The 20470-nt window shown below is 39.0% G+C and carries 19 protein-coding genes; 8 read left to right on the plus strand and 11 right to left on the minus strand.

Features of this window, described 5'->3' with window-relative positions; translation table 11 throughout:
• Position 1 precedes the first annotated feature (1 nt).
• The 4 genes from mfd (at position 2) to IC572_RS04110 (ending at position 5738) form a co-directional block, all read left to right on the plus strand.
• Entirely contained in the window at positions 2-3007 is a 3006-nt protein-coding gene (gene mfd, locus IC572_RS04095) for a transcription-repair coupling factor (protein WP_187855159.1), read from the plus strand.
• Between the two features lie 124 nt (positions 3008-3131).
• Positions 3132-3635 (plus strand): ubiquinol-cytochrome c reductase iron-sulfur subunit, encoded by a 504-nt coding sequence (locus IC572_RS04100; protein WP_000763652.1) that lies wholly within the window; start codon positions 3132-3134, stop codon positions 3633-3635.
• A 10-nt stretch (positions 3636-3645) separates the two neighbouring features.
• The gene (locus IC572_RS04105; protein ID WP_000807881.1) at positions 3646-4884 is read left to right on the plus strand and encodes a cytochrome b; all 1239 of its coding nucleotides are present in this window, start codon (positions 3646-3648) and stop codon (positions 4882-4884) included.
• Positions 4881-5738, plus strand: a complete 858-nt coding sequence (locus IC572_RS04110; RefSeq protein WP_187855160.1) for a cytochrome c1 — start codon at positions 4881-4883, stop codon at positions 5736-5738. Before IC572_RS04105 ends, IC572_RS04110 begins: the two co-directional genes overlap by 4 nt.
• 119 nt (positions 5739-5857) lie before the next feature.
• On the opposite strand, the gene IC572_RS04115 is transcribed toward IC572_RS04110, so the two are convergent.
• Genes IC572_RS04115 through IC572_RS04130 form a run of 4 tightly spaced genes read right to left on the minus strand, consistent with a single transcriptional unit; the run spans position 5858 to position 8566 of the window.
• Positions 5858-6589, minus strand: a complete 732-nt coding sequence (locus IC572_RS04115; RefSeq protein ID WP_187855161.1) for a type II restriction endonuclease — start codon at positions 6587-6589, stop codon at positions 5858-5860.
• Complete coding sequence (locus tag IC572_RS04120; protein WP_187855162.1) at positions 6582-7478, minus strand: SAM-dependent methyltransferase; 897 nt, start codon at positions 7476-7478, stop codon at positions 6582-6584. Before IC572_RS04120 ends, IC572_RS04115 begins: the two co-directional genes overlap by 8 nt.
• A gap of 12 nt (positions 7479-7490) precedes the next feature.
• Positions 7491-7694, minus strand: a complete 204-nt coding sequence (locus IC572_RS04125; protein WP_001887733.1) for a hypothetical protein — start codon at positions 7692-7694, stop codon at positions 7491-7493.
• On the minus strand, positions 7694-8566 hold the full coding sequence (locus tag IC572_RS04130) for a class 1 fructose-bisphosphatase (RefSeq protein WP_187855163.1): 873 nt from the start codon (positions 8564-8566) through the stop codon (positions 7694-7696). Before IC572_RS04130 ends, IC572_RS04125 begins: the two co-directional genes overlap by 1 nt.
• A 70-nt stretch (positions 8567-8636) precedes the next feature.
• On the opposite strand from IC572_RS04130, the gene rpe reads away from it, so the two are divergent.
• Both rpe and IC572_RS04140 read left to right on the plus strand, forming a co-directional pair.
• On the plus strand, positions 8637-9290 hold the full coding sequence (rpe, locus tag IC572_RS04135; RefSeq protein WP_187855164.1) for a ribulose-phosphate 3-epimerase: 654 nt from the start codon (positions 8637-8639) through the stop codon (positions 9288-9290).
• A complete protein-coding gene (locus IC572_RS04140) occupies positions 9268-10131 on the plus strand; it encodes a 3'-5' exonuclease (protein WP_187855165.1) in 864 nt (287 codons plus the stop codon). The genes rpe and IC572_RS04140 overlap by 23 nt, the downstream gene beginning before the upstream one ends.
• A 38-nt stretch (positions 10132-10169) precedes the next feature.
• On the opposite strand, the gene hcpG is transcribed toward IC572_RS04140, so the two are convergent.
• The 5 genes from hcpG to IC572_RS04165 form a co-directional block, all read right to left on the minus strand.
• Positions 10170-11147 (minus strand): Sel1-like repeat protein HcpG, encoded by a 978-nt coding sequence (gene hcpG, locus IC572_RS04145; RefSeq protein ID WP_000943874.1) that lies wholly within the window; start codon positions 11145-11147, stop codon positions 10170-10172.
• A 137-nt stretch (positions 11148-11284) separates the two neighbouring features.
• Positions 11285-11581 (minus strand): hypothetical protein, encoded by a 297-nt coding sequence (locus tag IC572_RS04150; protein WP_077232570.1) that lies wholly within the window; start codon positions 11579-11581, stop codon positions 11285-11287.
• 18 nt (positions 11582-11599) lie between these two features.
• Positions 11600-12907 (minus strand): NFACT family protein, encoded by a 1308-nt coding sequence (locus IC572_RS04155; protein ID WP_187855166.1) that lies wholly within the window; start codon positions 12905-12907, stop codon positions 11600-11602.
• Positions 12904-14478 carry a DNA repair protein RecN gene (locus IC572_RS04160; protein WP_187855167.1) on the minus strand — a complete coding sequence of 525 codons (1575 nt, stop codon included), beginning with the start codon at positions 14476-14478 and terminating at the stop codon, positions 12904-12906. The genes IC572_RS04155 and IC572_RS04160 overlap by 4 nt, the downstream gene beginning before the upstream one ends.
• A gap of 15 nt (positions 14479-14493) precedes the next feature.
• Positions 14494-15348, minus strand: a complete 855-nt coding sequence (locus IC572_RS04165; RefSeq protein WP_187855168.1) for an NAD(+)/NADH kinase — start codon at positions 15346-15348, stop codon at positions 14494-14496.
• Positions 15349-15533: 185 nt separating this feature from the next.
• Here IC572_RS04165 and IC572_RS04170 point away from each other — a divergent pair, with 185 nt between their 5' ends.
• Positions 15534-16262 carry an outer membrane protein gene (locus tag IC572_RS04170; RefSeq protein WP_187855169.1) on the plus strand — a complete coding sequence of 243 codons (729 nt, stop codon included), beginning with the start codon at positions 15534-15536 and terminating at the stop codon, positions 16260-16262.
• 10 nt (positions 16263-16272) lie between these two features.
• Here IC572_RS04170 and IC572_RS04175 read toward each other — a convergent pair whose 3' ends face one another.
• Both IC572_RS04175 and IC572_RS04180 read right to left on the minus strand, forming a co-directional pair.
• Entirely contained in the window at positions 16273-17973 is a 1701-nt protein-coding gene (locus tag IC572_RS04175; protein ID WP_187855170.1) for a DUF262 domain-containing protein, read from the minus strand.
• A 117-nt stretch (positions 17974-18090) separates the two neighbouring features.
• Complete coding sequence (locus IC572_RS04180) at positions 18091-19233, minus strand: alanine dehydrogenase (protein WP_187855171.1); 1143 nt, start codon at positions 19231-19233, stop codon at positions 18091-18093.
• 205 nt (positions 19234-19438) lie between these two features.
• Between IC572_RS04180 and rocF the strand changes: the two genes are divergently transcribed.
• The gene (gene rocF, locus IC572_RS04185; RefSeq protein ID WP_187855172.1) at positions 19439-20407 is read left to right on the plus strand and encodes an arginase; all 969 of its coding nucleotides are present in this window, start codon (positions 19439-19441) and stop codon (positions 20405-20407) included.
• Positions 20408-20470 lie beyond the last annotated feature (63 nt).

The following is a 20470-nucleotide window of genomic DNA, read 5'->3' on the forward strand; positions in this document are numbered from 1 at the left end:
AATGATCCAATCTAGCCTTTATAAAGCCTTAAATGAAGGCTTTGATTATCAAATACTCGCTTGTAAGGATTTTAAAGAATCCAAGCTCGCTAAAGAAGTCATAAGCTATGTTAAACCAAATACCAAAGCCATTCTTTTCCCAGAGTTTAGGGCTAAAAAAAACGACGATTTGCGTTCATTTTTTGAAGAATTTTTACAGCTTTTAGGGGCTTTGAGGGAGTTTTATCAGGCCTTAGAAAACAAACAAGAAGCGATCATCATTGCCCCTATTAGCGCTTTATTGCACCCTTTACCTAAAAAAGAACTTTTAGAGAGCTTTAAAATCACTCTTTTAGAAAAATATAACCTTAAGGATTTGAAAGACAAACTCTTTTATTATGGCTATGAAATTTTAGACTTAGTGGAAGTGGAGGGCGAAGCGAGCTTTAGGGGGGATATTGTGGATATTTATATACCTAATTCTAAGGCGTATCGCTTGAGTTTTTTTGACACGGAATGTGAGAGCATCAAGGAATTGGATCCCACCACTCAAATGAGTCTCAAAGAAGATTTGTTAGAAATTGAAATCCCCCCCACGCTTTTTAGCTTGGACGAATCATCTTATAAGGATCTAAAAACAAAAGTGGAACAAAGCCCCTTAAATAGCTTTTCTAAAGATTTAACCAGTTTTGGTTTGTGGTTTTTAGGAGAAAAAGCAAACGATTTATTGGGCGTTTATCAAAGCATCATAAGCCCTAGAGCTTTAGAAGAAATTCAAGAATTAGCGAGCTTAAACGAATTGGATGATGAGCGTTTCAAATTTTTAAAGGTTTTAGAAAACGCGCAAGGCTATGAAGATTTAGAAATCCATGCGCATGCCCTAGAAGGCTTTATCGCTTTGCATTCGCACCATAAAATCACGCTCCTAGCCCCTAATAAAACGATTTTAGACAACGCAATAAGCACGCTTGAAAGAAGCAGCATGGAATGCGTCATCGCCCCCTTTGTGTTAAATTTTAAAACCCCTGATGGGATTTTTATCTCGCTCAATTCCTTTGAAAGGAAGAAAAAGCATAGAAAATCCAAGCTCGCTTTGAACGAGTTGAATCCGGGTGAATGGGTGGTGCATGATGATTATGGGGTGGGCGTGTTTTCTCAATTAGTCCAACACAGCGTTTTAGGGAGCAAGAGGGATTTTTTAGAAATCGCTTATTTGGGCGAAGACAAACTGCTATTACCGGTAGAAAACCTGCATCTCATCGCTCGCTATGTGGCGCAAAGCGATAGCGTGCCAGCTAAAGACCGGCTAGGGAAAGGGAGTTTCCTCAAACTAAAAGCTAAAGTCAGGACTAAGCTTTTAGAGATTGCGGGAAAGATCATTGAATTAGCGGCTGAACGCAATTTAATTTTGGGTAAAAAGATGGATGTGCATTTAGCGGAGTTGGAAGTCTTTAAATCGCATGCGGGGTTTGAATACACCAGCGATCAAGAAAAGGCTATCGCTGAAATTTCAAGGGATTTAAGCTCTCACAGGGTGATGGACAGACTTTTGAGTGGGGATGTGGGTTTTGGGAAAACAGAAGTGGCGATGCATGCGATTTTTTGCGCGTTTTTAAACGGCTTTCAAAGCGTTCTAGTCGTGCCTACTACTTTATTAGCGCACCAGCATTTTGAGACTTTAAGGGCGCGTTTTGAAAATTTTGGCGTTAAAGTGGCTCGTTTGGACAGGTATATTAAAACCAGCGAAAAAAACAAGCTTTTAAAGGCGGTGGAATTAGGGCTAGTTGATGCGCTAATAGGCACGCATGCGATTTTAGGCGCGAAGTTTAAAAACTTGGGCTTAATGGTCGTAGATGAAGAGCATAAATTTGGCGTGAAACAAAAAGAAGCTTTAAAAGAATTGAGTAAAAGCGTGCATTTTTTAAGCATGTCCGCTACGCCTATCCCGCGCACTCTAAATATGGCGCTCTCTCAAATTAAAGGCATTAGCTCTTTAAAAACCCCGCCCACAGACAGAAAACCCAGCCGCACTTTTTTGAAAGAAAAAAATGACGAACTCTTAAAAGAGATTATTTACAGAGAATTACGCCGTAACGGGCAAATTTTTTACATCCATAACCACATCGCTAGCATTTCAAAAGTCAAAACCAAGCTAGAAGGTTTAATCCCTAAACTCAAAATCGCTATTTTGCATTCCCAGATTAACGCTAGTGAGAGCGAAGAAATCATGCTAGAGTTTGCTAAGGGGAACTATCAGGTTTTATTATGCACTTCTATTGTGGAATCAGGGATTCATTTGCCTAACGCTAACACGATTATTATAGATAATGCGCAAAATTTCGGGCTGGCTGATTTGCACCAATTAAGAGGGCGTGTGGGGAGAGGCAAAAAAGAAGGCTTTTGCTATTTCCTCATAGAAGATCAAAAAAGTTTGAACGAACAGGCCCTAAAACGCTTGCTCGCTTTGGAAAAAAATTCGTATTTGGGCAGTGGGGAGAGTATCGCTTATCATGATTTAGAAATCAGGGGGGGAGGGAATTTGCTTGGGCAAGATCAGAGCGGGCATATTAAAAATATCGGTTATGCGCTCTATACGCGCATGCTTGAAGACGCGATTTATGAATTGAGTGGGGGGAAGAAAAGGCTTGAAAAAAGCGTAGAGATCCAACTTGGCGTGAGCGCTTTTTTAAACCCTGAACTCATTGCAAGCGATAGTTTGAGGTTGGATTTATACCGCCGTTTGAGTTTGTGTGAAAATACAGATGAGGTGGGGCAAATCCATGAAGAAATAGAAGACAGATTTGGCAAAACAGACGATTTGAGCGCTCAATTTTTGCAAATCATTACGCTTAAAATTCTAGCCAACCAGCTTGGCATCATTAAACTTTCTAATTTCAATCAAAACATCACCATCACTTATGGTGATGAGAAGAAAGAAAGCCTGAAAGCCCCAAGCAAAGACGATAACGATATTTTAGAAACCCTTTTGAAACATTTGCGCACTCAAATTTCTTTAAAGCGGCGTTAAAAGCGTTTGATTTTAGCCTCAATTTGTTATTTTAAAAAGATTATTAAGAGAGTTTGTTGTAGAATAGGGATTTGCTAGGCCTTTAGTCGTTAAAAGGTAATTATCATTAAGGAGTTTTTTAATCATGGCAGATATTCAAAGGCGTGATTTTTTAGGAATGAGCCTTGCTAGCGTTACAGCTATAGGGGCGATAGCGAGTCTGGTAGCGATGAAAAAGACTTGGGATCCGCTTCCAAGCGTTGTTTCAGCCGGTTTTACGACCATAGATGTGGCGAACATGCAAGAAGGGCAGTTTTCCACCGTGGAATGGCGTGGGAAACCGGTCTATATCCTCAAGCGTTCTAAAAAAGAGGGCTTTAATGAAAAGCGCGATTTTAAAGTTGGCGAGAGCGTTTTTACCACAGCCATTCAAATTTGCACGCATTTAGGGTGTATCCCCACTTATCAAGATGAAGAAAAAGGCTTTTTATGCCCATGCCATGGGGGGCGTTTCACGGCTGATGGCGTGAATATTGCCGGCACCCCCCCTCCACGCCCTTTTGATATCCCGCCTTTTAAAATTGAAGGCACTAAAATCACTTTTGGTGAAGCCGGGGCTGAATACAAGAAAATGATGGCTAAAGCGTAAGGAGAGTTCCATGGCAGAGATAAAAAAAGCGAAGAATTTAGGCGAATGGCTGGACATGCGTCTTGGCACTAACAAGCTTGTTAAAGTGCTAATGACAGAATATTGGATCCCTAAAAACATCAATTTTTTATGGGCGATGGGGGTGATCTTATTGACCCTTTTTGGCGTGCTTGTGGTCTCAGGGATTTTCTTGCTCATGTATTACAAGCCTGATGCGAAAATGGCGTTTGATAGCGTGAATTTCACCATCATGCAAGAAGTGGCTTATGGCTGGCTTTGGCGCCACATGCATGCCACGGCAGCGAGCATGATTTTTGTCATCATTTATATCCACATGTTTGTTGGCATCTATTATGGCTCTTACAAAAAGGGTCGTGAGATGATTTGGATTAGCGGGATGATTTTGTTTGTGGTCTTTAGCGCGGAAGCCTTTAGCGGGTATATGCTGCCTTGGGGGCAGATGAGTTATTGGGCCGCAGCGGTTATCACCAATTTATTTGGAGGCATTCCTTTCATTGGGGCTGATGTGGTGGAGTGGATTAGGGGCAATTATGTTGTGGCTGATTCCACTTTAACGCGCTTTTTCATGCTCCATGTGTTTTTACTGCCCATTGCGATCATTCTACTTGTTGGGGTGCATTTTTATTCTTTACGCATCCCGCATGTCAATAACCAAGAAGGCGAAGAAATTGACTTTGAATTGGAAGAAAAGAAATTCATTGAAGGCAAGAAAAAAGAATCCAAAGTCATTCCTTTTTGGCCGGTGTTCTTGTCTAAAGATATTTTTGTGGTTTGCGCGTTCATGGTCTTTTTCTTTTACTTGGTGTGTTACCACTATGATTTTGCGATGGATCCTATCAACTTTGAAAGGGCTAACAGCCTTAAAACGCCGCCTCACATTTACCCTGAATGGTATTTCTTGTGGAGCTATGAAGTCTTAAGGGGCTTTTTCTTTAGCGCTGATTTAGGGCTAATGGCTTTTGGCGTGGCGCAAGTGATCTTTTTCTTACTGCCCTTTTTAGACAGAAGCCCAGTCGTCGCTCCTGCACACAAACGGCCTGCGTTTGAGGCGTGGTTTTGGCTTTTAATCATTGATATGATTGTTTTAACGATCTATGGTAAATTGCCTCCGCTTGGGATTGGTAAATACATTGGTTTAGCGGGTTCAATCACTTTTTTAGCCCTTTTCTTTGTGGTATTGCCCATTATCACTATCGCTGAGAGCAAGAAACAAGGGGGTGTTAGATGAAAGAATTTAAGATTTTAATCATCCTTATTGTGGTGATAGGCGTGATTTATTATGGGGTTGAGCCTTATGCGCATTCGGTGATGCACCCTAAAGTCGCTCCGGCGGATTTTGCTTTCAAGGATTTAGAGCCGATGGATTTAAAAAATGGCGACGCTAATAAGGGTAAACAGCTTGTAGCCGAAAATTGCACCGCTTGCCATGGCATTAAATCCCAAAACATTCCAGCCCCTATGGACAGCCTTAGCGCGAGCAACTCTTTTGGGGTCGTGCCACCGGATTTAAGCCATGTGGCGGGGGTTTTGAACGCGAATTTCTTAGCCCACTTCATCAAAGACCCTGTGAAAACGGCGAAATTGAGCCATAAATTCAACGATGAAAGGCCCTATCCTATGCCGGCGTTTTCTCAATTTAGCGATCAAGATTTGAGCGATATTGTGGCGTATCTCACTTCTATTTTGCCTAAAAGTTTGAGCGATAAGGAAGTGTTTGCTCAAAGCTGTCAAAGGTGTCATAGCTTGGATTACGCTAAAGACAAGGCCTTTAGTGATCCTAAAGATTTGGCCAATTATTTAGGCTCTCATGCGCCTGATTTGTCCATGATGATTAGGGCTAAGGGCGAACATGGCTTGAATGTTTTCATCAACGATCCGCAAAAGCTTTTGCCTGGCACGGCCATGCCTAGAGTGGGATTGAATGAAAAAGCTCAAAAACAAGTCATTTCTTATTTGGAAAAAGCGGGCGATAGGAAAAAGCATGAAAGGAATACTTTAGGGATTAAGATCATGATTTTCTTTGCGGTGCTGTCGTTCTTGGCTTATGCGTGGAAAAGAAAAGTTTGGAGCGAAGTGCATTGAATTAAAAAAGGGGGAGGAGAGCATGTAAGGGGCTTTTTCTATGAGACTGATCATCAATTTCTTTATATTAAAAATAAACTCGTGTTCTACAAGAAATAGATAAATGGGCAATAAACATGCTAATGAGTGAGTGTTTTCAAAAATTCCAAGACATTCTGTTCTCTTAAAATGTGATTATGCGAAAAGAAGCTTTCAATCTGGTGGTGGTTAGAAAATTCCTTTTTATGCTCATAAGCTTTTCTGATGTAGGGGGCAAACCCAAAAGGGTTTTCTAAATCCTTTAAGGCGTTTTTCAAACTTTCTTCATCTTTATCTAAAGTATCAAAATACTTGAGTAAGACTTCTCTGGTTTCATAACTCAAAATATCTGATCCTTTAAAAAAAGTGATGTTTGCATTAGCGACTCCATACACATAAATCGCATTGGGTTTAGGCAGGTTTGAATTCCACATGGGGCGAGATGTTTGAAGGTTTTTTTCACCCTTATCGTTTTTAGAAAACTTGATTTCAATCCCCACCACATGATCAAAAATAAAAACCAAAAAATCAGGGTAATTTTGTGAGCCAAAAGGTTGGTATAAAAAATGGCTTGTAAGGTTTGAAAAAGGGTTTTTAAGGGTGTGTGGGTGGTTTTTTTCTAAAACTTGCTTTTTGAGTTGGTTAAAAGCGGTTTTGATTTCCTTATTAGGCTTTTCTTCAATATGGCTTAATTTTTCTGTTAAATCGCCGTTGATTTCGCTAAAGTGTTTTTTTAATTCATTCCTAAATTGGTTTTCAAACTGCTCCCCTGTGCTAGAACTTGCAAAAAACTTTCTTTTATTGGTAATTTCTTGAAACACTTTTTCAAGCATGCATTTCCTTTAATTTGCAATATTCTTCCACAAAATCATAAGTAGAAAACCCTAAAACTTGCGTGTTTTTATGAGCGAGTTTGTTGAAATCAATTTTATGGATAATCATTAAAGCTTCTTTAGAATGGGCTTTGATGAAAAAATATTGTCGGTTTTTAATCAGTAAATTTGCATTGGTGATCTTTTCGTTGTAATCATAAAAGCCTTGTCTCACCACCGCAAAATCCCATTGGTATTTTTCTTTGTTGAAATATTTAAGGGTGTGTGGCGTGTTGTTATGAATGTAAGTAATAAAGTCACTATGGCGGATTTTTGGGGGTGCAATGATGCGCTCGTCTTTAAGATTTAGGGCGATATTTTTATGCATATAGATTTGAAAAACGCATTTCACATCATAGGGCCGTTCATTAAAAATAAAAGCGTTTTTCTCTAAAGGGGCGTTTAAAACCAATTTTGCACGCTTATCAATGTGTTTTTGAATGGAATAGCGTTTGAATAAATTGGGCAAAATAAACGCTACAATAGGCACTTCGTTTAAAGATTTGTTTAAAAAATCTAGGGCTAATTTCCCTCTATGCCCAAAAGGAGGGTTGCCAATAATAATACGCTTTTTGTTAAACTCAATCAATTCCAACAAATAATCTTTTTTTTGAATGCCTTGAGCTTTAGGGGCAATATCAAGGGCAAGACAATCAGCAATCCCTAATTCTTTTAATGCATCAACAAAGCTCCCACTCCCTGCACTTGGCTCTAAAAAATGGAATGCGTTTAAGTCTAGCCCTAGATTTTGAACGATGAGTTCTCTTAATGAATCCAAGCAAAATCGCGCGATTTTGGGGTGGGTGTAAAAAGCGTCTAAATTCTTTTGCAAGAGAGCATTACTAGCCATTTTAATCCCATTTTAATTGAAATCAAACCCGCCCGCTTCGCCTAAACTCATGCTTTCATAAGCCGCATCCACATAGCTGTTGCGGATCTCGCATTTTAAAACCTTCTCGCATTTCAAGCAGCTTGTTACTTGCTTTTCCTCTTGGCATGCTTGCAATTTCAAAAGAGCGTCATTGAAACGCTCTTCATATTCTAATTTTTTAGCGCTATTTTGCATCATTCTCCCTTTAAATATTTTTCTAAAATTTGAGCTTCATGCGGACTAGCTAAATAGCATTCGCTTTTTTCATGGTAATTTTCTACGCTTTGCTCTAGCAAACGCTTTTTAACCCCCTTATCAAAATAAAACGCTTCCCCTTTAGCTTTTTCAATGATCAAGGCTAAAGGAAAGACTTCAAAAAGCTTTCGCAATTTCTTTTGTGGGTAGGAAAACATTCCGCCCTTTTTAACCAACACATGATGGACATCAGCCACCATAGATCCTGAGTATCGTAAGCGGTAATTTTCTGCAAAAAACTCTTCTAAAGCCTTTTTTAAGCCCAAAGAAAAATCCTTTTGATTGCCTCCGCTAGCGACGATTTTACCCTTATTTTCTAAAACGATGGTTTCTATAAAATGGAACTTGTTTTGATAAAAAGCGTAACGATAAACTTCTTCTAAAGCCACCACTAATTCTATTTTATGCCCAAAAACCACATAAAGGCTTGCGACTAGATTTTGCGCCTTATAATCCTTTTCATAAATCCCTATAATCGTGCCTACTAAGAAATTCGCCTCCATCACTGAACTCCCGTCTAGTGGATCATAAGCGATCAAATAAGAGCCGTTTTCTTTAGTAACAGGCGTTTCTTTTTCTTCGCTAAAAACGCTTTTGATGTTTTCTAAACTCAAAAAATTTTCTTCTAAAAATTTGTCTAGGGCTAAATCCGCTTTAATAGGCGTATCACCGCTGCTGTTTTCTAGCTTAGTGTAACTCCCAGCGTCTGGCTTTTCTAAAATTTCTTGGGCTTTTTTAACCCCTTTTTCTAAAAGACTGATGATTTCTATAACGATGTTTGCATGCTTGCCTTTAAAATGTTTGTAATCCATAAAAACCCTTTTATGATTTGATTAAAGATGCTAATATTTTACTTTAAAACATTGGAAATAGGGAAGTATTTTGAAAGTAGCCCCGAGCCTTTTGAGCGCTGATTTTATGCATTTAGCCAAAGAGATAGAGAGCGTGAGTAACGCTGATTTTTTGCATGTGGATGTGATGGATGGGCATTATGTGCCTAATTTAACGATGGGGCCTGTGGTTTTAGAGAATGTTACTCAAATGAGCCAAGTGCCTTTAGACGTGCATTTAATGGTAGAAAATGCGAGCTTTTTTGTGGGATTATTCGCTCCTTTAAACCCGCAAATCATCAGCATTCATGCAGAAAATGAAAAGCACCCCCACAGGGTGTTGCAACTCATTAGAAATTCAGGCATCACGCCAGGCATTGTCCTAAACCCCCACACGCATGAAGAAAGCGTTAAATACTTGCTAGAAAGCGTGGGGCTAGTGCTTTTAATGAGCGTGAATCCGGGCTTTGGCGGGCAGAAGTTTTTAGATCTGGTGCTAGAAAAATGCCTGAAAGTCAAGGAATTGATCAAACGCTACAACCCTAGCTGTCTTTTAGAAGTGGATGGGGGCGTGAATGATAAAAATATCTTTGAACTCCAACAAGCGGGCGTGGATGTGGTGGTTTCAGGGAGTTATATTTTTAAATCCAAAGATCGTAAGCTAGCTATTGAAGGCTTACAGAATGCTAGACAGCCTCTTGCATAAAGATATTCAAGCCCTAATCGCTCGCTTAAAGCACCAGGATTTAAGCTTGGGCATGCTAGAAAAATCGCTCTCTCGCCTTATTTATGATGAAATCAATTTGGAATATTTAAAAGCGTGTGGGCTTAATTTCGTAGAAACGAGCGAAAATTTAATCACGCTCAAAAACCTTAAAACCCCCCTTAAAGATGAGGTTTTTTCCTTTATTGATTTAGAGACCACCGGCTCTTGCCCCCTAAAACATGAGATTTTAGAAATCGGGGCCGTGCAAGTGAAGGGGGGGGAAATTATCAATCGTTTTGAAACCCTTGTGAAAGTCAAAAGCGTGCCTGATTATATCGCTGAGCTTACAGGCATCACTTATGAAGACACCCTAAACGCCCCAAGCGCGCATGAAGCCTTACAAGAATTGCGTATTTTTTTAGGCAATAGCGTGTTTGTGGCCCACAACGCTAATTTTGATTACAACTTTTTAGGGCGTTATTTTGTGGAAAAATTGCATTGCCCCTTATTGAATTTAAAGCTTTGCACTTTGGATTTATCCAAACGCGCCATTTTGTCCATGCGTTATTCTTTGAGTTTTTTAAAAGAGCTTTTAGGGTTTGGCATAGAAGTCAGCCACAGAGCCTATGCGGACGCTTTAGCGAGCTATAAACTCTTTGAAATATGCCTATTAAACTTGCCCAGCTACATCAAAACGACGATGGATTTGATTGATTTTTCCAAATGCGCTAACACTTTGATCAAAAGACCCCCAAGATCCAAATACCAAGAGATTCCATCGCCATTTTCTCTTTTTGAGAGGACAAAGGGCTTGTTAGATATCATAAAAGCAACCAGTTAAACGAAAGCTGTTTAATGGGATTTAATAGGGCTAGGATTTTATTGTTTTTGTTCTTTGAGAATATCGCATGCTTCTTTTAATCCTAGCTTGCAACTCTTTTCAAGGTTTTCTGTCGTTTGCTTTTCATCCTTTGCTACGCCTTTACCCTCATTATAAAACGCTGCTAGAGCGTAACACCCTTTAGCGTCGTTCAATTCACAAGCTTTGGCAGAATATTCAAAAGCTTTTTTAAGATCCTTTGTTACGCCTTCACCATCACGATAAAACTCTCCTACAAGCGTGCATGTTAGAGCTTCGTTTAATTCGCAAGCTTTAGAGTAATATCCAAAAGCTTTTTTAAGATCTTGCGTTACGCTTTCACCAAGAAAATAATCCCCTCCTAATTTAGAACACCCTTCACCATTATTCAACTCGCAAGCTTTAGAGTAATATTTGAAAGCTTTTTTAAAATTTTGTGTTACGCCTTCACCATTATGATAAATATCCCCTAAAATCGCACAGCCATCGCCATAGTTTAACTCGCAAGCTTTAGAATAATATTCTAGATCTTTTTTATCTTTTTTCAAACCCTTTATCATATCGTTATAAAAAGTTGCTGACAGCATACACCCCTCAACATTATTTAACTTACAAGATTTAGAGTAATATTCTAAAGCATTTTTAAGATCGTTTGCATTAAAATAAAACTCTGCTAAGTCCTTGCATTTTTCAGCATCGTTTGATTTGCAAGCTTTAGCAGTAGCGGTGTGTTCAAGAGCTTTTTCAATGCTTTCTCTTGCACTTCCTTTTAGGATGACTTTAGAATAAGCCTCTCTTAAGATCGCGCAACCATCAGCATCGTTTAATCTACAAGCTTTTTCAAAGTATTCCTTAGCCCTAGTGAAATCTTTATCCGTGTAAATAGTGATACCTGAAAATATAAGCTCTTTAGGGTTTGACTCTGCCATTAACCCCCCTAAACACAACGCCCCCAAACACAAAACCCTAAAAACCGCTTTTTTGACACCCCTTAACATGACGCATTCCCTTTTGTTAAAAATATAAGATTCTATTGTGATTGATATTGATAGCTAAAATCTTTTAATGTTTAAAAAACGGAGACTTGATTATTTTATTTTAAACTCATGAAAGGATAGGGGTTATTCGCGACACCCTACCCCACAATATCCAGCAAATGTTCTTCATGCCACAATTCAATTTCTTCTTCTTCCAAGCCAAACGCCTTAGCCCTTCGGCTGTTTGGATAGCGGTTTTTGGAACCTTCTTTAGAGTCCTTATCGCTAATAGCTTGCATGTTTTCTAACGCCCTTGTTTCTTGGGCTAATTCAAGCTTGCTTTGAAAGCTTTGCGCTAAATCCAGCATATCACTTCTTGCACCCTGTTGGATAGCAGAATTTAAAGGAGCGTTTTGATTGATATAAGTTACATTGCCTAAAGCGGAAACACCCATGCTAACCTCCTTAAGTGTTTAAGTGTCCTTTAGACTAATAGTTCGGTATTTTGAGTAAATGACATTAGCTCCTTTGATGATTTTGACAAATTTTCGTTGCGTGTAGTCAATTTCGTAACCATTAAACGCATCTTTTTGCATTTTAATCAACATTTTGGCTAATTCTAAAATGATCTCATCTTTGGGCGTATTCTTTTGGCAAAAAACGATCAAATGCGATCCAGGAATACCTCGCACATGCATCCACAAATCATTCGCCCTTGCGTCTTGTAAGAGTTTGATGTTCTCTTTTTGGTTTTTCCCTAAACCGATTTTAAAATCCTTATAATACAGCACTTCATACCCGCTCATCGGGCGTTTGATTTTAGGATGTTTGACCGGCATAAACATTTCTAAAACGCTTTCTTCTGTAGCGTCTCTAACATAGTTGATTTGATTTTCTTTAAAAGCGATTTTTTCTTTCAAATTCTCTTCTTCTAAATACAAGAATTGCGATTTTTGTTTCTTTTTCTTGCTGAGAGTGAATTTTTTATTGATAAAGGCGTTTAAGGGCATGCTTTTATCAATTTCAATCGCGCATTCCTTATCTTCAAAATCCTTTAAAACCACGCAACTTTCATGCTTATGGATTAAATGCTGGTAAGTGAGCAACAATGAGGCTTGAGTTTGCAATTCTTTCGCTTCCAATTGTAAATTTTTAGGATCTTCTAGTTTTTCTAATTTTTCTTTCAAGCGTTCTTTTTGGGCGTTTAATCGCTTGATGATTTGATTTTTCTTGTGTTCTAATTCTTTATGCTGATAGGATAAAAAATCTTTTTCTAAAATCTCTAACAATCCCTTAAAATCCAAATCCTCTTCTTGATGCTCGTAAATATTAGGAGGCAATGCCCCTAAAATATCGTTTTTAGCGACCCTGTCATTAAAACGAAAGGCTTCTATCACGCATTTTTCTTGATCTAAAATCATAAGGTTGGCTTTTTTAGGGATCATTTCTAAACGCAAAATAAAATTTTCACTCTTATAAGCTAAATCTTTAGCGCCCTTGATTTCTAAAATCCGATCGTTATCAATGACGTTTGCTTGTAAAATTTTGGCGTTTTTGGTGAATTTATTCAAACAAAAATCTAGCGCTAGGGTGTTTTTTAAAACGCTCTCTGGGGGTTTTTTGGACAAACCGATATAAGGCGCACTCAAATCCACAACAAAGGCGTGTTTTTCTTTAGAAAAAGTCTCTAATAAAAAGCTAGACGCGCTCAAGCGTTTGAGGCTAAAATGCGTTTGAGCTTTTAAAAATTCGCTGAATTTCTTTAAAAGAAAAAATTTCATTCTTGCGCCTTTAATTTTTCTTTAGCGAAAGAAATCGCGCTCTCAATATTTTCGCTCCCCCCTATCATGCGCGCGATTTCTAAAACCCTTTCTTCGTTACTAAGGGTTTTTGCAAGGCTTTTGTGGTTTTCTTTAAACACCAAAATATGGTTTTTAGCGAGCGCTGGGATATGGACTTGGTGCGAAATGGCAAAGATTTGCGAATGGCTGCTTAAGGTTTCAAGGGCTTTAGAGACCGCCAAACTCTCTTCACCGCTCAAATTGGAATCCATTTCGTCTAACACCAACACGCCTTTAAAATCCTTTAAAAACTCCATTTCTAAAAGCATGAACGCCAACCTCAAACGGCTGTATTCCCCGGAGCTTAAGGTTTCTAATTGGGAATTTTGTAAATGTAAAACGAGTTTTTGAGCGCCTTTTTCGCTCATGGGGGCTTCTTCTAAAACCAAACTAGGGCTTTTTAAGAGCAAATCTTTAGCCTTATCGCTTAAAAGAGCGTTAAAACCGGCTAAATACTCTTTTCTAAAGCCGCCTATTTCTTCGCACAATTTCAAGCATTCGGTTTTTAATTGCTCTATTTCTTTGTGGTAAGTTTCGCAATGATGGTCAATTTCTTTTAAGTTATGCAGTTCGTTTTTAACATGCACTAATCGTTCTTTAGCATGCATAATGCTCCCATAATCCTTAATGATCCCGCTTAGCATGCCAAGTCTTTCTAATACTTTTTCAATATCCAAACGCTCGCACTCTTCTAATTTAGCCTGCTCTTTTTCCAATAGAGCGCTCGCTTCTAATAAAGCACTTTTTAAAAACTCCGCGCTATGGCCCACGCTCTCTAAAGCATGCGTGATTTTGTGGGTATTTTCTAGCACCTCTAACGCCAGAGCGATTTTATCGTTCAGTTTTTCCTTACTAGAGAGCAATTTTTTTTGCTCTAAAAGGCGTTCGTATTCATCTTCTTTTAAATCCAGCCTCTCTAATTTCATTTTTTCAAAATTCAATCGTTCTTCTAAATCCTTTTGGAAACGCTTTTTATCCTCTAACGATCGCCTTTCTTTTTCTAGCTTTTCTAAGCGGGTGAATTTTTCTTCAAGCGCGCCTAAAAGGGGACTAAACGCCTTGTTTTCGTTTTGGATATAGCCATCTAGTAAGGAGAGCATTAAAGTATCATTGAGTTCATTTTGGCTGAATCTGTCGTTAGACAAGCGTTTGATCAAACCTTTTAATAACGCTTTGAGCGTGTTTTTAGACAGGCTTGTTTGGTTTAAAAAATAGCGCGTTTTTTCTTTTTTAATCACGCTGATGACTAAAGGTTCGTGGTTATCTTCTCTAAAAATGCCGTATTCTTCAGTGTCTAAAAAAGGCGCGATCAATTCCACTTCAATGTTTGAAGCGTTGCTCTCTTTAAGCCCAAACGCCCCTAAAAGGCTCGCAATCAGAACGCTTTTGCCCACCCCACTAGCCCCACTAATCGCGCTCAAGCCGTCTTTAAACTCCAGATCCAGCTTTTCAAAAACGGCGTTTTGACGCACTTTTAAGCGTGTGATTTGAGCGTTATTGAAATCTCGCATGTTTTTTACCCTTTTTTATCTTTTTTTGCTAGGGCTTTCCCCCCATAACAGCTTTTCTTTAAGCACTTTAAAATAATCCCTTGAATTTTTTTGTAAGAGCTTGGTGGTCGTGGGGCTTTTTTGAATGTATAGGGGTTGGTTGGCTTTTAAATCATAGGTGGCTTGCCCATCAATGACCACAAGAGCGTCCTCATGAGCGCAAAAACTCAAACAAAATTCCGCCCCTAACACTAGGGGGCGTTGCGTTAAGGAAAAATCGCACAAGGGCGTTAAAATATAGCTCTGACTTAAGGCATGCACAATCGGCCCATGAGCACTCAAATTATAAGCGGTTGAGCCTAGGGGCGTGGCAATGATAAGCCCATCGCCTTTATAAGTGTTAAAGGGCGTATGGCCCACGCACGCTTTGATGTCTAAAACCCCTAAAGCTTTTTTTTTAGCGATCACGATTTCATTGATCGCATAAAAAGAGGTTTTTCCAATACGACCCTCTAAAGCCAGATGCTCTTCTAATTTGATCCTGTTTTGCTTGAGATCTTGTAAGAAATCTTTCAACCCGTTCAATTCAACCGCGCTCAAAAACCCTAAATTCCCTATTCTAACCCCAAAACATGGCTTATTGTAAGAATGCGTCATTCTTAAAGCCCCTAAAATCGTGCCATCGCCCCCTAAACATAAAAACGCATAGGCTTTTTCTACCAATCGTTCATCTTTTGCTCCATCAAGGCTATCAATCATAAAGCTTCCAAACCCCTCACCTTTTAAAAGCTTTAAAACCCATTCTTTAGCTCGCTCCAGCTCTTCAAAAAGAGGGTTTTGATAATGAGTAGGCCGCACAAACACGCCGATAGTTTGATGTGAATCTTTCATGCGTATATTGTATCTTAAAGCTTGAAACAAAATTTTAAAAAAGGAGGTTTTAGCCGCTTTTTTATCATCTTATGTAAAATTCATAAGGAGTTTTTATTTTTATTAATGTTTCATTCTTTAATCGTTTTTAATTGTTTTTTGGGTATTCTTTTTAAGAATGTAAGCATTATGTTAAGGAATCACACATGAAAAAATTTTTTTCTCAATCTTTGTTAGCTTTGATTGTTTCTGTCAATGCGCTACTAGCTATGGATGGTAATGGCGTTTTTTTAGGGGCGGGTTATTTGCAAGGACAAGCACAAATGCATGCGGATATTAATTCTCAAAAACAAGCCACTAACGCTACGATCAAGGGCTTTGACGCGCTTTTAGGGTATCAGTTTTTCTTTGGGAAATACTTTGGCTTGCGCGCTTATGGGTTTTTTGATTACGCCCACGCTAATTCCATTAGGCTTAAGAACCCTAACTATAACAACGAAGTGGCGCAATTGGCGGGTCAAATTCTTGGGAAACAAGAAATCAATCGTTTAACGAGCCTCGCTGATCCCAAAACTTTTGAACCCAACATGCTCACTTATGGGGGGGCTATGGATGTGATGGTTAATGTCATTAATAATGGCATCATGAGTTTGGGGGCTTTTGGTGGGGTGCAATTGGCCGGCAATTCATGGCTTATGGCGACGCCGAGCTTTGAGGGCATTTTAGTGGAACAAGCTTTGGTGAGCAAAAAAGCCACTTCTTTCCAATTTTTATTCAATGTGGGGGCTCGCTTAAGGATCTTAAAGCATTCCAGCATTGAAGCGGGCGTGAAATTCCCCATGCTAAAGAAAAACCCCTATATCACCGCGAAAAATTTGGATATAGGGTTTAGGCGCGTGTATTCGTGGTATGTGAATTATGTGTTCACTTTCTAGGGGTGCGTCCCTAGAGCGTTAGAACGCTCTCAATGATTCCAATCAGCTCTTCTTTTCTTTTTTCTAAGCTTTTGGGTGTCCATTCTGTGTAGTGGCACACATCGTTTTTAGTCATGTCATAGCAAGTCATCACCCTAAAAGTTTTCTTATTGTCTAGCACGATAGTTCTCCCCATATAGATTTCTTTTTTTTCTTTGAAATCTTGGTTTAAAACTTGGCTTAAAGCTTTGGTGTTTTTCTTGCCCCCTAAAAGCGTGAGGTTGGCTAAAGAATGCGTGTATAATTCCCTTTCTTCTTCGCTAAAGTCTTTAACCCATTGGCTTGAAGGATCAGGATTTTCGGGCGAAATGCGTTCAACATGCAAATCGTCATCCATTTTAATATAAGCGGGGTTGGCGTTATCGCTCATGAAATATTCCACTAAAATGAGAATGGGTTTGAGGCATGAAAGTCTTTTATTGTAGAGTTTTTTATACAAGTTGTTATCTTCTAGGTTTTCCTTAAAGCGTTGTAATACATTATAGTCATCTAAATATTTTTTCACAATAGAAGTGATGTAATCCATGCTTTTCTTTTCTTTTAGGGCATTAATGATGTTGCAACAAGTTTGATTAATTTGAGGTTTTGTCCGCCCTGCAATCCAATGTTGGTAGCAAAACTTGACCAACAACTCCTTTAAAGCCTCTATGTCTTGATTGTTATAATGGTGTAACAAACTGGCGCACAAAATAACACGCCAATAATCAGAGGCCACATAAGAAAGCAAGTAGGCGTATCTGTCTTGCATTTCTAATATCTCGCAATAAGCGTTGTAAAAATCTTCTACGCCCTTAAGGTATTCTAAAGGGGTTTTGTTAAGCTTGTTAAACCAAGTAACGAGTCTTTTTTCCGTCTTTTCTTTAGAAGTTACCGGATTGAGATAGGTTAAATACCAACTGAATAAGGTTTCTATCTTTAAATCATTGTCTGAGCATTTTTGATACAGATCATTCCAACGAGACACAAATTCTTCTCGCTCATGCTCTTTAGCGTGTTTTAACAATTCCCCCTTAAAAATATCCGTCGCATTCAAAGCCAAACCCCTAGCGTTTAAAACATTAAAAATCCTTAACGCCTTGTCTGCATCAGGGCAAGTGATGGCGATAAAGACGACCCTAAAATACAGCCACTCAATGAAATCGTTAATGTCTTCAATCTCTTTTTTCCTAAGATAGTTTTTTAAACAAATCGCATTTTTTAGGTAATTGTTCTTAGTGCTACTTATAGGAACATCATTGAAAGAAGTTAAGGCGTATTGAAAATCTTTTTTAGAATTAAACCACATAGCGTTAAAATTCAACCGATCTTTTTTCCCATACTTAGTGATCAAGCTTTCTTGCAAATAGTCTTTGCTCTCTTCGGTTAAACGCTCAGAATAGAGAGCGGATAAAACTTTTGCCAGCAGAATGAAAGTGCTTAAGCGTTGCTGGCCATCTACAATATCATAGGTTTTGGCCTTTTTAGAATCTTCACTGATTAGAATTAAAACTAATGAGCCGCAAAAATAATCGCTTTCTCTGTCATCTTCATAATTAAAAAACAAATCGTCTAAAAGCTTTTCGCAGTTTTCTTCTGTCCATTGATAAGGGCGTTGGTAGATTGGGATTTGATAGTAGAGTTCGTCTTTTAAAATATCCCTTAGGTGAGAATCATTGCTTTCAATTTTTGCCATAAAAACCCCTTGTATGATTTAGGGTAGATTATAACATTAAAAAGTGTTTTTTTTTTTTGAAATATTTCCACACATAAAGGTGCATGGTTTATCGCCATGCTCTTTTTAAAGCTCGCTTCAAAGCTCCTTTAAAATCTCTAGAGGCGATTTGAACGCCAGATTGAACGCTTTAGCGATGCCTTCTTGGGTGATGTAGCCGTTATAAGCGCTCAAGCCTCCAAGCGTGTTCGCCACGATTTTAGTGTTGGCTGTTAAAAAACCTTTTAAGCCATGCTCTAAATAATACAACAAATACGGCACGCTCGCATGGCTATAAGCCGTAGAACTCGTTTTAGCGACAATCCCTGGCATGTTCGGCACGCCATAATGCAACAAATCCTCTTCCACATACACCGGGTCAGAATGGCTTGTTTGGCGTATGGTCTCTATGCACCCCCCTAAATCGCAAGCCACATCAATGACTACCCCTTGTTTTTGCATGTATTTTAAATGCCTTCTTAAGATCACTTTAGGGGTTTGGCTCGCTGTAACTAGCACCGCTCCCACTAGCCCCACCGCCCCGTTTAAGGCTTGAATGATATTGGCTTCATTCACGCTTAAGACTTCTAAATCATACAGATGATAATAGGGGTGGTTTTGTAATTTAGCGTAGTCTAATTCTAAAATCGTTACTTTAGCCCCCATTTGGCTTAAGACTTTCGCGCTCTCCATGCCAACCACACCGCCCCCAATTACGACGATTTTAGCCCTTTGCGCCCCGGATAAACCCCCTAGCATGACCCCCTTACCCATAAACCCCTTAACATGCTCTAAAGCCAGCAAATAATGCTGGATTAAATGCGCGGCCAACCTCCCAGCCACCACGCTCATAGGCGCTAAAATAGGGTAGTCGTTTTTAGGCCCGGCAATGGTTTCAGTGCAAATAGAAGTGATTTTTTTATCTATAAACATTTCGCACAAGCTTTTTTGATACGCTAAATCCAAATAACTAAACAGAGTCGCTTTTTCTTTGAGCAAAGGGTATTCATGCTCTAAAGGCTCTTTGCATTTGACCACCAAATCCTGCCCCCACGCCGTTTTAGAATCCACGATTTTAGCCCCCACGCTTTCATACGCTTCGTTACTATAACCGCTATTAGCGCCCGCACTATTTTGAACTAAAACCCCCACGCCCTTTTGCGTGATTAGCGCCGCATCATCAGGCACCAAAGCCACTCGAGATTCCAAATCCATGCTTTCTTTGACTAGCCCAATAGTCATGTTAATCCTTTTAAATAGTAGTGTCAGTTATGATTATATTCGCTCAATAAGATTATTTGAGTGTTTTTCTGTCAAAAACTTGAATGGTTTTACTCTTTTACACAATGAAATTACTCTATTTATTATCCATTTTCTTAATTAATAATTGATTGTTAATTTTGGTTTAGAATAGAGATCATTAGAGGGGATTTGAAGGAGTTATAAAATGATTTTAGTAGGATTAGAAGCGGAGTTAGGAGCGTCAAAAAGAGGCACCGATAAAGGGGTTAGGCGTTTGAGAGAAGTTTTGAGTAAAACGCATGGCGATGTGATTAAAGGCATGCAAACGATCACTCAAGAGCGGTGCGTGCTTTATAAAGAGTTTAGATACGCTAATAATTTTGAAGATTACTACCTTTTTTGTAAAGAAAATCTGATCCCTTGCATGCAAGAAGTGTTTGAGAAAAAAGAATTCCCTTTGATCTTAAGCTCAGAGCATGCGAACATGTTTGGGATTTTCCAAGCCTTTAGGAGCGTTCATAAGGACAAAAAAATAGGGATTTTGTATTTAGACGCGCATGCGGATATTCACACGGCTTATGACAGCGATACAAAGCATATCCACGGCATGCCTTTAGGCATGGTTTTAAATCGTGTCCGTAGCGGGTTTAATCATATGAACGAAAGCGAAGAAAAGGCATGGCAAAAGCTCTGCTCTTTGGGGTTGGAAAAGGGAGGGTTAGAAATTGATCCTAAATGTTTGGTGTATTTTGGGGTAAGAAGCACCGAACAGAGCGAAAGAGATGTGATTAAGGAATTAGAAATCCCTTTATTTAGCGTGGGCGCGATAAGAGAAAACATGCAAGAAGTGCTTCAAAAAACCAAAGAATTGTTAAAAGCGGTGGATATTATTTACTTGAGTCTGGATTTAGACATTATGGATGGCAAGCTTTTTACTTCTACCGGCGTGCGTGAAAATAACGGGCTGAGTTTTGATGAATTAAAGCAATTACTGGACTTGCTTTTAGAAAGTTTTAAAGACCGATTAGGGGCGGTTGAGGTAACCGAATACAACCCCACGGTGAGTATAAAACACAATAACGAAGAAGAAAAGCAGGTTTTAGAGATCTTAGATCTCATCATCAATCGCTGTAAAATTAAAGACAAGGAGCGATCTTTTGCAATGAGCAGCTGATCGCTTTTCAAACACAACGATAAAAAGTTGGATAAGGGGCAGTGTTTAGATGAAAAATTAAAC

This window comes from Helicobacter pylori, assembly GCF_014496485.1.
Taxonomy (GTDB): domain Bacteria; phylum Campylobacterota; class Campylobacteria; order Campylobacterales; family Helicobacteraceae; genus Helicobacter; species Helicobacter pylori_DD.